Source organism: Microbacterium sp. Leaf161 (genome assembly GCF_001423645.1).
Classification (GTDB): Bacteria; Actinomycetota; Actinomycetes; order Actinomycetales; family Microbacteriaceae; genus Microbacterium; species Microbacterium forte.
The window spans coordinates 654,665-667,396 of the sequence record NZ_LMOW01000001.1 but is presented as its reverse complement, the minus strand read 5'-3'; the positions used below and the strand labels follow the sequence as shown (position 1 = coordinate 667,396).

The following is a 12,732-nucleotide window of genomic DNA, read 5'->3' as shown; positions in this document are numbered from 1 at the left end:
CCGCTGCGATCGTGGAGAAGAGTGGGGACGCGGCGGCACAGCACGACCGGCTCATGACGCACGCCGTCGACTTCGTCCGTCACAGTGCCGACGGCCTCGAGGTTCCGGGCTGGCATCGCCTGGCATTTGCTAAGCACGCGCTTTTCCGTCAGACCTACATGACCTGGGGGATCGCCGATCCGCGGTCTTCGTGGCCAGATCTGCGCGTCGATGCAGTGGATCTCGAAGCCGCCGCCGCGGACGCATCAGCGCTTCGCGAAGCGGCACACCCTCGTGCCATTCATCTCATCGATGACCTCGCCGTCGGTCGTCGCCTGCGCGCAGACCTCGAGGAGTTGGGGCGCTCGACTGGCCTGGTGCGCATGCACTTCGCCGACGATGGCAGCATACTGCGGCTCGGCCCTACCCTGATCGGGAGTGTGCTCGGAGAATGGGATGCGGGCGCTCCCTCTCCTCACGCGGTGGCGGCGCGCCCCGCCTCCCTCGCTCCGTTGGCGTCGAGCCTGATCGCGCGCGAACTGCTGTATGTGAACGCCCGCACTGCGGGCGCTCTTTCGCGGGACCTGAGTATCACGCTGGGGCGCACTTTCGAGCTGTCGTGGTCCGACCTCTCGGCTCGCGAGACGCGCATCGAGCGCAACTGAGGGCTTCCGCTACCCGTCAGCTCGGCGTCAGGCTTTTCGCGCGCTCCGCTCGGATGAGCGTCGCGACGACGTCGACGAACGAGATCAGTGTGATGATGGCGAGAACGACAGACGAGACCAACACGTCCAATCCCATCGACGGCGCCAGACCGACCTCGCGCAGTAGATCGGGATTGATGAACCCTCGGGATGCGACGAGGTACCACCCGGTCGAGACTGATACGACCTGGATGACGAGGTTCACCCATGCCAACGGCCAGCGCAGATCCGGTCGGCGCGACAAGACCACCGTGCGTGCGAGCTGGAGTGCGATCATCGCCAGCAGGAGCGGCAGCGGCCATACCCATGCGTCGGTCGCGAAGACCGTCGAGGAGAATCCGAAGGTCGGCACAGTCCCGAGAACTATGAGTAGTGCGCCAACCAGGATCAGCACGACGACTGCGATCCCGGAACTGACCGGAGATTCAGGCCGCCCGATAGGTGCTCTTCCCTGCGCGTGGATGACCATGCTGCCCCTCCCGGCGTTTCAATCGATGGCTTTACTCTGTCATGAATCGCCCTCCGCGCACTATGCCATTCCGCATTGCGGGGATCCTGTGCAAAGACTCTGCGCACCTATGTGCGCAGAGTCGCCTTTTGCACGCAAGTAGTCGCGCATCCATTCACTTAGGCGTCTGTCATCAGAAACTGCGTGTCCGGTCAGTGCATGGAAAGTGCGCTCTGTGTGGAGCATTCCGCAGCGCTGAGGGGCAGGGGAGACGCGCCAAGACAACATGTCCGGTGCGGCGTCGTGTAGTGTCTGTGATCTAGGTCGCATAGAGGCTTATTGCGCCCGGTTGATAACCGGGTATGGTTCCGGCCATCGCGGGTTCGAATCCCGTCCTAGCCGCTAGGGGCCACCGGGCAACCGGTGGCTCCTCTGGCCCGAAAGAGTCTCGGTGGCTGTCCGATGCTGCAGGTCGGGCAAAAAGTCTGGATATAGCGCAAGCACCCCCCTGCGTGGCCGACGCTACGTGTTCGAGCCATGAGAATGTGGTCGAAGTTGTTCTGGATGTCACCTCTCCAAAACAGATTGCCGTTTCGTCTATCTCAAGGTCGGGGTTTAGCAGACTGAGCACCGACTTGTACCTGATCGTCCCTCGGTCGCGACCTGTACCTGGTGGAAGCCGGAGCGGATGCTATCGAGTACGGCGATCACCGTGGCGTTCACCGCCCCCCGGAGGGTGACGCCGGTGACCGCGAGCGGTTCGGCCGCGCCCACGTCGAGTGTCGCCGTGTACAGCATCGCCAGATCGGGCTGCCGGCGAGCCTGCCGGCGAGCCTGTCGGCCGCCCCGTGCGGGCTCAGTGGCCCCATGCGGGCCCGGTGGCCCATGCGTCGCCTCGAGCCGATGGCCGAGCTGGGGGCGAATCCCCGCGCCCAGCCGGGGCTCAGGCCGCGAGGGTGTCGATGTGTCGCTGCAGCACCCGGTCGGCCTGACCGGCGGGGTCGTCGGAGGTGTTCCACAGCAGGTGGAGCGCAAGCCCGTCGAGCAAGGCGTGCAGTCGTGCCGTCTCGAGATCGGGATCGAGAGTCGGGTCTGTCACTCCCGACTCTGAGAGCTGTCGCAGCACTGATGAGCACACTCGGCGGACGCCGTCGTGAAGGTCGGCTGCGCTTCCCCTCAGGCTCTCGTCGGTGAGGGCGAGCCGGCTCAGCTGCAGCTGCACGACGAGCTCTGTGCGTCGTGTGTCGTCGAGGGGGAGGAGTTCCCGCATCCACTGCATCGCTCTCTCGCGACCATCTCCCGTTACGGCGCGCAGGCGGGCCGCGACGGACTGGTGGATGCGGTCGAAGCAGAACCGGCGAAGGGCGTCCTGCGTCGGGAACGCGCGTCGGAGCGACGCCGTGGCGATCTCCGCCTCCTCCGCGACCTTGCGCACCGACAAGCCGGTGATGCCATCGCGCACCAGTACGCGGAACGCCGCCGCCCCGATCTCGTCGTTGCGGTCGTCGTGGTCGATGAGGCGGGGCATGACCTCATTCTCGTGCAGTGGCGGGTGATCGCTTGGGCCAGATCGAGTAGCTGACGGCCCACAGCAGGTCTATCGCCACGATCATGCCGAGGATCGGGAAGAATCCGAGCAGTTCGGCGGTGCGAGCCGCGTCGCCGACGACAGCGATGAGGCCCCCGAGGAGCCCCGCTGCGATCGCGGCGGCCAGCATCGTGCGCGCGACGTCCTTCCAGCAGGCGATCGTGTATGCAGAGCCGGACAGGCGCGGTCGAGGCGCCGCCCCACGAAAGCGCGAGGCGAACTTCGCGTCCGCCCACGCGATCATCCGATGGCCGTACGCGACCGAGATGCCGATGTAGAGAGCAGCCAGGCCGTGGTGCCACGAGGCCGTTCCGCCGCCCATGAGATCGAGGGCGACGAGCGCCAGTAGAACCAGGTCGATAGCCGGCGCCGCGAGCAGCAGCATCCTGCCGTGTCGGGGGCGGTCGAAGGCGTAGCGGGCGATGAGGCCGGCTCCGATCGCGACCCAGAAGCCCACCTCGCACGCGATGATCGCAACAAGGATCATGGACGGTCCTCTCGGTCGACGGTCCGATTATGTTAGCACGACTGTGCTACCACCTGACATCCGGACACCGCACTACTTGAGTGTGTGGCGACCACACGGTTTCTACTACGACATGCACTCGACGGAGCAAGGCGTCGCCCCAGGCGCCGCCGCGAGCCAGAATGAGTCAAAAGACGGCCGCGCAGGAAAGGGACCCTTCATGGCGTGGAGCACGAGAGAGGTCGCTGACCTCGCCGGAACCACGGTGAACACCGTGCGGCACTACCACCAGGTGGGCCTGCTCGAGCAGCCGAGCAGATCCTCGAACGGGTACAAGAGCTACGAGGTGAGTCACCTCGTGCAGCTGCTCCGCATCCGTCGTCTGCGTGAACTCGGGGTTCCCCTCGATCAGATCGATCGTGTCTCCGCCGGGGACGATCGTGCCCTCGCGGCGCTGGAAGACATCGACGCCGAGCTCGCCGTCACGATCGAGCGGCTGCAGCAGGCTCGGGTGGAGATCCGCACGATCATCGACGGCGCGACGACGACGGATCTGCCTCGGGGCTTCGAGAACCTCACCGCACACCTCACCGAGACCGAACGGTCGCTGATGCTCATCTACTCCCAGGTCTACGACGACGAGGCCATGCGGGATCTCCGGATGATGCTCGAATCCGATCCGGCCGACGTGCGCGCCGATTTCGATGCGCTGCCACCGGATGCCGACGAGCAGACGCGGATCCGCATGGCGGAGAGGTATGCGGTCGGACTCGCTCATGATCTGACGACCTATCCGTGGCTGCAGGATCCTCTGGCGCATCACCGAGGGCGCCCGCAGATGACATGGGAGGCGGTCGCGGAGTCGGTCGCCGCGCTCTACAACCCCGCCCAGCTCGATGTGATCGCCCGAGCGCATGTGATCGCGCTGGCGACGATCGCCGCCGGCTGAGCGGGAGCACGACTCCGGGCGCCCTCGATTCACAGACGCGGCAGCACCGTCGCCGCGATCACGGTGTTCATGATGACGGCGTTCATCGTGCGCACCACCGCGCTCGATGCCGCTGCGGCCCCCCAGTCGCCGTCCTCGAGCCGCTTCGCCCGCGCGTAGACATCGCTGCCCCAGGGGATCTCCGCGTGGAACTGGGGGAGCGTACCGCTCGCCGACAGGAGGGCGATGCTCGCCGCGGTGCGTGGGTCCGGATCGTCGCCGTCGATGAGCGCGGCTCGCACTCGGCGGATGAGGTCGGAGCGGCGTTCGCCGGCGAGTGTGAGCTTCGTCGTCGGGAAGAGTCCGAGGACCTTGCCTTCCGCGCGGTTCAGATCACCGCGGGCGACGACACGGTCGAGGACCGGGCCGCGCAGCTGGGGACCGATGCCGGCGAGAACAGCCTGCACGTCCTGAGCCTTCTTCGACAGCGATGTCAGTGCCGATGCGAGAAGCGGGTCGGGCGCGTCGCCAACGCCGACCGCGCGTACCCGGGTGAAGAGTCCGTGCTCCTCGGCTTCGACCCGACCGGCGAGCGCGAGGTCGGCCAGCACGGCGCCGCCGAGCACGTAGAAGAGGATGTTCTCGCCGGCGATGGTGCCCGAATCGGGTTGGAAGAGCAGGAGCAGGGTGTCTTCGACGATCAGGGGGTCTTCCGACATGGGGGCTCCTCGGGTCCTCGGCGTCGCGGCCGCGACCTGTCGTCACGGTCGTCACGAGCGCCTTAGACGCATAGTCAAGACGGTGTTCCGACCACAGGGTCAAGCGGGTCGGCGATCGGAGAGCTCACGCTTGACCCTGTCCTGGGCACACGGTCTTGACTGCCTTCAGACATCCGCGGTACGCACCGTCCGCGGCATCCGACAGAGAGAGATACGACCGATGGACAACCCCTATCCCTGGTTGCAGGACTTCATCAACCAGGTCCCCGAGATCCTGCAGCCGATCATGGTCGCGCTCGTCGCCGCCATCCCGTACATCGAGGGCGAGGGCGCCGCCGCGTTCGGCATCATCGCCGGAATCGACCCGATCGTCGCTGCGCTCGCCGCGATCACGGGCAATGTGCTCTGCGTGATCGCGGTCGTGCTGCTCGGATCGCGGATCCGCGGAGGGGTCGTCGCGCGCCGCGCGGCGCGATCGGCTGCGGCCTCGCCCTCAGCGGTCGGTGGCTCGGCGCATGTCACGTCGACGGTGGCGACCGCGACGGCATCCGACGCAGGCGGGGTCTCCGGCTCAGCGACAGCCGACGACGATGACACGACGCGGCGTGGGAAGGGGCGCGCGAAGCTGGGACGCTGGCTGGTCAGGTTCGGTGTCCCCGGCGCCAGCATCCTGGCACCGATCGCTCTTCCGACGATGCTCACCGCGGCCTTCTTCGTCGCATCCGGCGTGCGCAAGGAATGGGTCATCCTGTGGCAGATCATCGCGATCGTGCTGTGGACGGGAGCTGTCGCGGCCGCTGCCACGGGACTCCTCGCCATGCTGGGCTGGTGAGGCGGCGCTCCTGCCCGAGAGCATGCGGCGTCGTCCTGGAGATGACGGACCTCGAGATCGCCTGATCAGTCGTCCACCGTCAGCGGAGGACGCCGCAGGCGGTCTCGACTCGGAGCATGACCGTGCCACCTGCTCCCATCGGGTAGCTCAGCAGGTACGAGCCGGTCTCGTCCTCGATGAGCGTGTGCCCGCCCGTCACCGGCCAGGTGGCGCCGTCGGAGTATTCGACGTCCTGCGAGGACGTGCCGGTGGAGGTCACCGCGTCGCCGTACTCATCCTGCAGTTCGGCGATCGTCCCCTCGATGTCGGTGCTGGGGATACCGAGCGCCCATATCCAACGCCCGATGCCGTCGTCTTCGCCCTGGCACGGGTACGCGTTCGCGTCCGCCTCCGCGTAGCGCTCGCCCGCGGGGAACGCGTCCACGAGCTTGTCGACGACGTCATTCGAAGTGTCTCTCACCTCGTTCATGCTCTGGTCGAACTTCGGCGGCTCGACGTCGGTGGGGGCGCTCGGGGAGCATCCGGTCACTGTGGCGAGGGCGAGAGGCAGAGCCAGGAGAGGTGCGAGTCGCGTGGAGCGCATAGGCACAGTCTTGCTCATCCCGACGGGCGGCACGTCAACCCCGTCGGCCGATCTCCTCTTTCCACACGACACGTGTCACTGTGGACGGATGAGACCAGACGCGCGAAGCTACGACCTCGACGATCTGCGGCAGCGGGTCATGCAGGAGCAGGGCGGAGCGGTGGATGACAGCATCCCCGAGCTGGCCGACGCGGACGCCGATCTGTGTGCTCTGGCGCTGGTGCTGCCGGACGGCACGATCCGCACCAGTGCTCAGTCATCGGTCCCGTTCAGTGTTCAGTCGGCGGTCAAGCCGTTCCTCTTCGCTCTGGCGCTGTTCGACACCGAGGGCGAAGCGCTCGACCTCGTGGGCATCGAACCGACAGGGGAGGCCTTCGACGCGATCAAGCTCGAGAGCGGAACCGGCCGGCCGCCGAACCCGATGGTCAATGCCGGTGCACTGCTCACGGCATCGCTCGTCGACGGCGCGACCGTGGACGAGCGCGGGGAGCGGATCCTTCGAGGGCTGTCGGCCTTCGCCGGACGCCGGCTCGAGGTCGACGAGAGCGTCGCGCGGAACGAGCATCTGCTCGGCGACCGCAACCACGCGCTCGCCCACCTCATGCGGGCAGAGGGAACGCTGCATGTCAGCGCCGACGATGCCGTCGCCGTCTACGCGCGGGCGTGCGCCGTGCTCGTCGACGCGGAGGCGCTGGCCGTCATGGGTGCGACCCTCGCCTCTGGCGGGGTGAATCCGGTGTCGGGGGAACGCGTCGTCTCGCAGAGCGTGGCTCGCGACGTCGTCGCAGTCATGGCGACCTGCGGCGTGTACGACGGTTCCGGGCGGTGGATGCGCGAGGTCGGCATCCCGGCGAAGTCGAGCGTGTCAGGTGCGATCGTGCTCTCGGCGCCCGGACGCCTCGGCGCCGCCGTCGTCAGCCCTCCTCTGGACGAGCTCGGCACGAGCGTGCGTGGAAGAGCGGCATGCGACGCGCTGAGCGCCGAGCTCGACCTGCACGCGTTCGGGACGTCGGCGAACTGAGGAGCGAGGAGCCCCGCCGGTGTGTCAGTCTGCGTCGGGGGAGAAGACGGGGCTGAGGAAGCGACGTTCGTAGCGGCGGATGCACTGCGTTCTCCGCGCCAGTTCGAACGCCTCGATGCACTCGGGGTCGCTCTTCGAAGCCGTCCGGTAGATCTCGTACTCGGCCAAGGACGGGAAGGTGAACAGCGCGAACGCCTCGTCGCTGTCGCCTTCGCTCGGCAGGAAGTAACCGTGGTGGGTTCCTCCGTGCTTGGCCACCAGTCGGATCCATGCGCGCCCGTACTCGGTGAAGTCGTCGAGCTTGTCGGGGTCGATCTCGTAGCGCAGGTGAACGGTGATCATGTCGTTCATCCTCTCAGAGGGTGAACGTCGTCTCGCTGTCAGCCCGCATCGGCGGCGCTCCGTTCCTCGTCGGAGTTCGGGGTCCAGCCGAACCATCCGCCGTCGGCGCTCATGACGCTCCAGTCGCCGCACGCGAAGACCGTCTTCGCCGTGTACGGATCGGGAGCGTCATCGAGCACCCAGGCCGGCGCCGAACTCCGGTCCACCTCGGTGCAGTCGTCGCCGAGCGCGGATCCGCTGGAGAGCAGAACGACGGCGTCCGCGGCGTCCTCGATGGTCGACGTGCGCACGGTGATCTCGGTGGCGTCGGCCGGGATCCAGCCGGCGTCGACCTCGGCCCCGTCGCCGAAGGCCTCGACGTCGTCGAAGGTCGACGTGGCCTGCTTGTGAACGATGCTGTCGTAGGCGGAGCATCCGGTGAGAGACATCAGCCCCACGACGATCAGGGCGGAGGAGGCGAGGGCCGTTCGTGCGTTCATACGTCCAGCCTGGTCGACGCGGGCCGCGTCGACATCGGGCGGACGAGGTAGCGGCATACATCTCGAGGATGATCCCGTGCCGACCCCACCCCTGAACGCGAAGGTACGCTGAAGGCATGGGTGATCAATCGCCGCTCGCCTCTCGACCCCTGTGGGCGAGCGTGGCTGACGGCTTCTACGTGGGCAGCCGGGACGGGTCCTTCCTCGGCTACGTCGACCGCCAGGCGGATGGCATGTGGCGTGCTTTCGACGCGGTCTCGCGTTCCATCGGCGACTATGCAGACCACCACCGCGCGATGGCCGCGGTGACCACTCGGGGAGAGGATGCCGGATGACCGCCGAGCACGCACTCGTCTCGCTCGTCTACTGCAGCAGCGCGACGCACCCGTTCAGCGAACAGGAGCTCGCCGACCTGCTCGCGGTGAGCCGGGCCCGGAACAGCGCTCGTGACATCACCGGCATGCTGCTCTACCGGGGCGGCGAGTTCGTCCAGATCCTCGAGGGTGCCAGGTCGGACGTGGAGAGCCTGATGGAGATCATCGGCCGGGATCCCCGTCACGAGGACGTGCGTGTGCTGATCGAGGAGCCGCTGCATGAGCGGCGCTTCGCCGAGTGGACCATGGGGTATCAGTCCCTGGTCGCTGCGGAGCCGAAGATGCTGTCGGGATATCGCGATTCCTTCGACGACCTCCGCGTGGGCGACCACGACATGATCGGCCGCGCGATCATGGAGCTCACCCTGTGGTTCCGCGTGCGGGAGTCCGCCGCGCGGTAGACGCGGTCCCGCGTGCACGGGCGGCTCGCCCGCCCGCTGTGCCGCGAGCTCGCGCTCTCCGAGCTCGCGCTCACGTTCTCTCGGGGTATAGACCCTGGTACTGCCTCGTCGCCGTGGTCAGGACTGCAGCCCGATGTGCCCGCGCGCCGTCGTTCGTAGCGTCGAAGGCGAACGAAAGGCGCGACATGATTCGAGTTCAGTCTCTGACGAAGCACTACGGCGAGAGGGTGGCCGTGAACGGCATCGACTTCACCGTCGAACCGGGCACGGTCACCGGATTCCTGGGACCCAACGGGGCCGGAAAATCCACCACCATGAGGATGATCGTCGGCTTGGACCGGCCGACCGCGGGCACCGCGGAGATCAACGGCCGGGCATACGCCGATCTGCCCGCACCGCTGCGCGAGGTCGGTGTTCTGCTCGATGCGCGCTCGGCGCACAGACGCCGCACCGCCTACAAGCACCTTCGGGCGATCGCGGCTACTCACGCCATCGGCGCCGCCCGGGTGCGCGAGGTGATCGAGATAGCAGGACTGGACGCAGTGGCGGACAGACGGGTCGGCGGATTCTCGCTCGGCATGAACCAGAGGCTGGGGATCGCTGCGGCTCTGCTGGGAGACCCGCAGACGATCATCCTCGACGAGCCGGTGAACGGCCTCGACCCCGACGGCATCCTGTGGATCCGCGGCCTGCTGCGACAGCTCGCGGGGGAGGGGAAGACCGTGCTGCTCTCGTCACATCTGATGAGCGAGATGACACAGACGGCCGACCATCTGCTGGTCATCGGTCGAGGGACGATTCTGGCAGACGGGCCGCTGCACGACGTGGTCGCGGGTGCGACCCGATCCGTGGTGCGCGTGCGGACCAGAGAGGTCGAGCGACTCATGAGCATCCTCTCGGGCCCCCGGGTCACCATGACGATGCACGCGGATGGCGCGCTCGAGGTCGACGGCCTCGCCGCCGAGGACGTGGCGCGTGCCGCGGCCGACGCGGGCATCGTGCTGTACGAGATCGCCACCGTCGAGGGCTCGCTCGAAGACGCCTACCTCGCCCTCACCGCGCACGACATCGAATACCGCGCGACCGCGCAGGATGCCACCGAAGGAGCTGGACGATGACCCTCACCACGAGTCCCCGACGAGCGGATGCGCGCACTCGCCGCCCCGCGTTCGCCCATGTGCTGCGGTCGGAGTGGATCAAGCTGTTCAGCCTGCCCTCCTCCGTGCTCGCCCTCGCGGCGATCTTCCTCATCGGGGTCTGCGGCAGCCTGTTCCTCGGCGTGACGCTCGAGTCGTCGGGTGCGCCGTCGGTGCTCCTGATCGAGCGCACCATGGCCGACGTCACAGTGCCGACCGTCGTCCTCGGCCAGATCATCGCCGGTATCCTCGGAGTCATGCTGATCGGCGCCGAATACGCATCGGGCTCGATTCAGCCCACGTTCATCGCGGTGCCCGACCGGTTGCGCGTCCTTCGCGCGAAGGCGGTCGTGGCGTTCACCGTCGTCACCGCGACCGCCCTCGTCACCGTGTTCAGCGCATGGGCGCTCACCACGCCGATCTATGCACAGTTCGGCCTCGCGGCAGAGCTCACCGCACCCGGGGTCGTGCTCGCGCTGCTCAGCTCGGCGGGGTATCTCGGGCTCTGCGCACTGTTCGGGGTGGGCATCGGGGCACTCGTGCGATCGACGACAGCGGGAGCGATCATCGTCTTCCTGGCCACGCTGCTGCTCCCCGTCCTGACGTCGCTGCTTCCGTACGGTCTGCTGTCCCGCGCTCTGCGCATCACCCAGCTGGGCAATGCGGGCGATGCGATGAGCCGGGTCGGCGCAGAAGGCGGTCCGTTCCTCGACCTGTGGAGCGGTCACATCAGCGTGGGCGCCGGCTGGCTGATCGCGTCGATCTGGGCGGCGATCGCGCTCGCTGCAGGCGCGGTCGCCCTGCGCAAGAGAGACGTATGACACCGCGGCGATCCGACCTCGTGGTTCTCGGGTCGTACTCGGCGGTCTCGCTGGCCCTCGGCTACCTGTCGCTCGAGTCGTCACTGACCACACCTGCGTGGGCGCTCGTGGCGTTGTTCGTCGCCGGCATCGCGACGATCCTCGTCACACGTCGGCATCCTCTCGTGGCCTTCATCACCGTGCTCGCCCTTCTGCCGTTGTCGTTCGCCGGGGGATCAGGAGCCGAAGCGGTGCTCATGGTCGGCGCGCTGTACCGGTGCGGAGTCGACCTGCGGCCGCGGCAGGCATGGACGGCGTTCGCGGCGGCTGTGGCGTCGGGCATGCTCGCTGCGCTGGTGCTGTCGATCCGCGTGCGCCTCGGCCCGCCGCTGCTCGGGTTGGCGCCGCGAGTGGACTTCGACGCCTGGCCCCTCGACTGGCTCGGCATCGCCACCGTGGTGGTCGCGGTCTCGCTGATCTCGACCCTCGTCGGGCTCAACGTCGGTCACCGGCGGCGTGAGCTCCGCGATCTCGTGGAGCGAGCGGAGCAGATGCGCCGAGAGCGCGACCAGGAGGCGCACATCGCTGCCGCGCTCGAACGCGAGCGCATCGCACGCGAGATGCATGACGTGATCGCCCACAGCCTCGCCGTGATGATCGCGGTCGCCGACGGGGCGCAGGCCTCCGCGGCGGCCAGACCTGAGGAGTCCCGGCGGGCGATCGGGCGGGTCGCCGAGACCGGGCGCCGGACTCTCGTCGAGATGCGGCGCCTGCTGACGACGGTCCGCGGCGAGGGCGACTCAGTCGACCGTCAGCCGACGCCCGCGACCATGGAGCGCATCCCGTCTCTCGTCGAAGAGTCGCGCATCGCGGGTCTGCCGGTCCGATTCGAGCAGACGGGCGTCATCGACGCCGATGCCGTGGTGGGGCTGACGGTCTATCGCATCGTGCAGGAGGCGCTGACCAACGTCCTGCGGCACGCGCGCGACGTACAGGACGTCCTGGTGAGGATCAGCATCGCGGACGACGAAGTGTCGATCCTCGTGGAGGACCGATCGGCGCCGGCTTCACCGATCGTCGACCCGGGTCGAGGCCTGGTCGGCATCCGTGAGCGCGCCGCGTTCTACGACGGGCACGTCGAGGCCGGACCCCGACCGGGTGGCGGCTGGCGCGTGTTCGCACGACTGCAGACGGAGAGCCGATGACGACACCCGATGCCCCCGCCGCTCGGATTCGCGTGCTGATCGCCGACGATCAGGAGCTGGTCCGCTACGGACTCCGTCTCGTGCTCGAGGCGGAAGACGACATCCACGTGGTGGGCGAAGTCTCCGACGGAGCGTCTGCCATCGACGCCGCGATCGCGCTGGGGCCTGACGTGATCCTGATGGATGTGCGCATGCCCGGCAAGGACGGCATCGAGGCGACGCATGATCTCACCGCCCGGCTGCCACGAACCCGCGTGCTCGTGCTGACCACCTATGACCTCGACGAGTTCGCCTTCGGGGCGCTGCGGGCCGGAGCCGCAGGGTTCCTGCTCAAGAACACGCGACCGGCCGAACTCGTCGCCGCGATCCGCACGGTCGCGACCGGCGACGCCGTCGTGGCACCGCGGATCACCTCGAAGCTCATCGAAGTCGCCCTGCCGCACCTGGCTCCCCCCACCCGGGCTCGGGATCATGCTCTCTCGGTGCTGACCGATCGCGAACGCGAGGTCTTCGTGCACATCGGGCGCGGCCTCACGAACGCCGAGATCGCGAGAACCCTGCATCTGAGCGAATCCACCGTCAAAGCCCACTTCGGCCGCATCCTCGTGAAGCTCGGCCTGCCTCACCGCGTGCAGGCGGTCATCCTGGCCTACGAGCTCGGCGTCGTCGGACCCACCGGGTAGCAACCCGCGCCGCAGGGCCGCTCATCCTCGCAGACTCACTGCGG

17 protein-coding genes and 1 tRNA gene are annotated in these 12,732 nt (G+C 67.8%); 11 read left to right on the top strand and 7 right to left on the bottom strand.

Annotation, left to right across the window (positions count from 1 at the left end):
* Positions 1 to 11: 11 nt before the first annotated feature.
* Positions 12 to 644 (top strand): hypothetical protein, encoded by a 633-nt coding sequence (locus ASF87_RS03380; RefSeq protein ID WP_157549988.1) that lies wholly within the window; start codon positions 12 to 14, stop codon positions 642 to 644.
* A gap of 16 nt (positions 645 to 660) precedes the next feature.
* On the opposite strand, the gene ASF87_RS03375 is transcribed toward ASF87_RS03380, so the two are convergent.
* Entirely contained in the window at positions 661 to 1,035 is a 375-nt protein-coding gene (locus ASF87_RS03375) for a hypothetical protein (protein WP_056374156.1), read from the bottom strand.
* A 412-nt stretch (positions 1,036 to 1,447) separates the two neighbouring features.
* On the opposite strand from ASF87_RS03375, the gene ASF87_RS03370 reads away from it, so the two are divergent.
* Positions 1,448 to 1,533 (top strand) — tRNA-Ile (locus ASF87_RS03370).
* A gap of 541 nt (positions 1,534 to 2,074) precedes the next feature.
* On the opposite strand, the gene ASF87_RS03360 is transcribed toward ASF87_RS03370, so the two are convergent.
* Entirely contained in the window at positions 2,075 to 2,659 is a 585-nt protein-coding gene (locus ASF87_RS03360) for a TetR/AcrR family transcriptional regulator (protein ID WP_056374152.1), read from the bottom strand.
* A 4-nt stretch (positions 2,660 to 2,663) separates the two neighbouring features.
* Positions 2,664 to 3,206, bottom strand: coding sequence for a hypothetical protein (locus ASF87_RS03355; RefSeq protein WP_056374149.1), 543 nt, complete (start codon positions 3,204 to 3,206; stop codon positions 2,664 to 2,666).
* A gap of 199 nt (positions 3,207 to 3,405) precedes the next feature.
* Between ASF87_RS03355 and ASF87_RS03350 the strand changes: the two genes are divergently transcribed.
* Positions 3,406 to 4,134 (top strand): MerR family transcriptional regulator, encoded by a 729-nt coding sequence (locus tag ASF87_RS03350; protein WP_056374147.1) that lies wholly within the window; start codon positions 3,406 to 3,408, stop codon positions 4,132 to 4,134.
* Positions 4,135 to 4,163: 29 nt separating this feature from the next.
* Here the strand turns inward: ASF87_RS03350 and ASF87_RS03345 are convergent, their stop codons facing one another.
* On the bottom strand, positions 4,164 to 4,832 hold the full coding sequence (locus ASF87_RS03345; protein ID WP_056374145.1) for a GOLPH3/VPS74 family protein: 669 nt from the start codon (positions 4,830 to 4,832) through the stop codon (positions 4,164 to 4,166).
* Between the two features lie 220 nt (positions 4,833 to 5,052).
* Between ASF87_RS03345 and ASF87_RS03340 the strand changes: the two genes are divergently transcribed.
* Positions 5,053 to 5,664, top strand: a complete 612-nt coding sequence (locus ASF87_RS03340) for a hypothetical protein (protein ID WP_056374143.1) — start codon at positions 5,053 to 5,055, stop codon at positions 5,662 to 5,664.
* Between the two features lie 79 nt (positions 5,665 to 5,743).
* On the opposite strand, the gene ASF87_RS03335 is transcribed toward ASF87_RS03340, so the two are convergent.
* Entirely contained in the window at positions 5,744 to 6,247 is a 504-nt protein-coding gene (locus ASF87_RS03335; protein WP_056374141.1) for a hypothetical protein, read from the bottom strand.
* Positions 6,248 to 6,335: 88 nt separating this feature from the next.
* Between ASF87_RS03335 and glsA the strand changes: the two genes are divergently transcribed.
* Entirely contained in the window at positions 6,336 to 7,268 is a 933-nt protein-coding gene (glsA, locus tag ASF87_RS03330; protein ID WP_056374139.1) for a glutaminase A, read from the top strand.
* A 24-nt stretch (positions 7,269 to 7,292) separates the two neighbouring features.
* On the opposite strand, the gene ASF87_RS03325 is transcribed toward glsA, so the two are convergent.
* Both ASF87_RS03325 and ASF87_RS03320 read right to left on the bottom strand, forming a co-directional pair.
* Complete coding sequence (locus tag ASF87_RS03325; protein ID WP_042540138.1) at positions 7,293 to 7,610, bottom strand: NIPSNAP family protein; 318 nt, start codon at positions 7,608 to 7,610, stop codon at positions 7,293 to 7,295.
* 38 nt (positions 7,611 to 7,648) lie between these two features.
* Complete coding sequence (locus ASF87_RS03320) at positions 7,649 to 8,089, bottom strand: hypothetical protein (RefSeq protein ID WP_056374138.1); 441 nt, start codon at positions 8,087 to 8,089, stop codon at positions 7,649 to 7,651.
* A gap of 116 nt (positions 8,090 to 8,205) precedes the next feature.
* Between ASF87_RS03320 and ASF87_RS03315 the strand changes: the two genes are divergently transcribed.
* The 6 genes from ASF87_RS03315 to ASF87_RS03290 all read left to right on the top strand — a co-directional run bounded on the left by ASF87_RS03315 (position 8,206) and on the right by ASF87_RS03290 (position 12,688).
* Positions 8,206 to 8,424: a hypothetical protein gene (locus ASF87_RS03315; RefSeq protein ID WP_042539970.1), complete on the top strand. Its 219-nt coding sequence runs from the start codon at positions 8,206 to 8,208 to the stop codon at positions 8,422 to 8,424.
* On the top strand, positions 8,421 to 8,864 hold the full coding sequence (locus ASF87_RS03310; protein WP_042539972.1) for a BLUF domain-containing protein: 444 nt from the start codon (positions 8,421 to 8,423) through the stop codon (positions 8,862 to 8,864). The genes ASF87_RS03315 and ASF87_RS03310 overlap by 4 nt, the downstream gene beginning before the upstream one ends.
* Before the next feature lie 185 nt (positions 8,865 to 9,049).
* On the top strand, positions 9,050 to 9,982 hold the full coding sequence (locus tag ASF87_RS03305) for an ATP-binding cassette domain-containing protein (protein ID WP_056374136.1): 933 nt from the start codon (positions 9,050 to 9,052) through the stop codon (positions 9,980 to 9,982).
* A complete protein-coding gene (locus ASF87_RS17785; protein WP_056374133.1) occupies positions 9,979 to 10,821 on the top strand; it encodes an ABC transporter permease in 843 nt (280 codons plus the stop codon). Before ASF87_RS03305 ends, ASF87_RS17785 begins: the two co-directional genes overlap by 4 nt.
* Positions 10,818 to 12,005 carry a sensor histidine kinase gene (locus ASF87_RS17780; protein ID WP_056374130.1) on the top strand — a complete coding sequence of 396 codons (1,188 nt, stop codon included), beginning with the start codon at positions 10,818 to 10,820 and terminating at the stop codon, positions 12,003 to 12,005. The genes ASF87_RS17785 and ASF87_RS17780 overlap by 4 nt, the downstream gene beginning before the upstream one ends.
* The gene (locus ASF87_RS03290) at positions 12,002 to 12,688 is read left to right on the top strand and encodes a response regulator (RefSeq protein ID WP_056374129.1); all 687 of its coding nucleotides are present in this window, start codon (positions 12,002 to 12,004) and stop codon (positions 12,686 to 12,688) included. The genes ASF87_RS17780 and ASF87_RS03290 overlap by 4 nt, the downstream gene beginning before the upstream one ends.
* Positions 12,689 to 12,732: the final 44 nt, after the last annotated feature.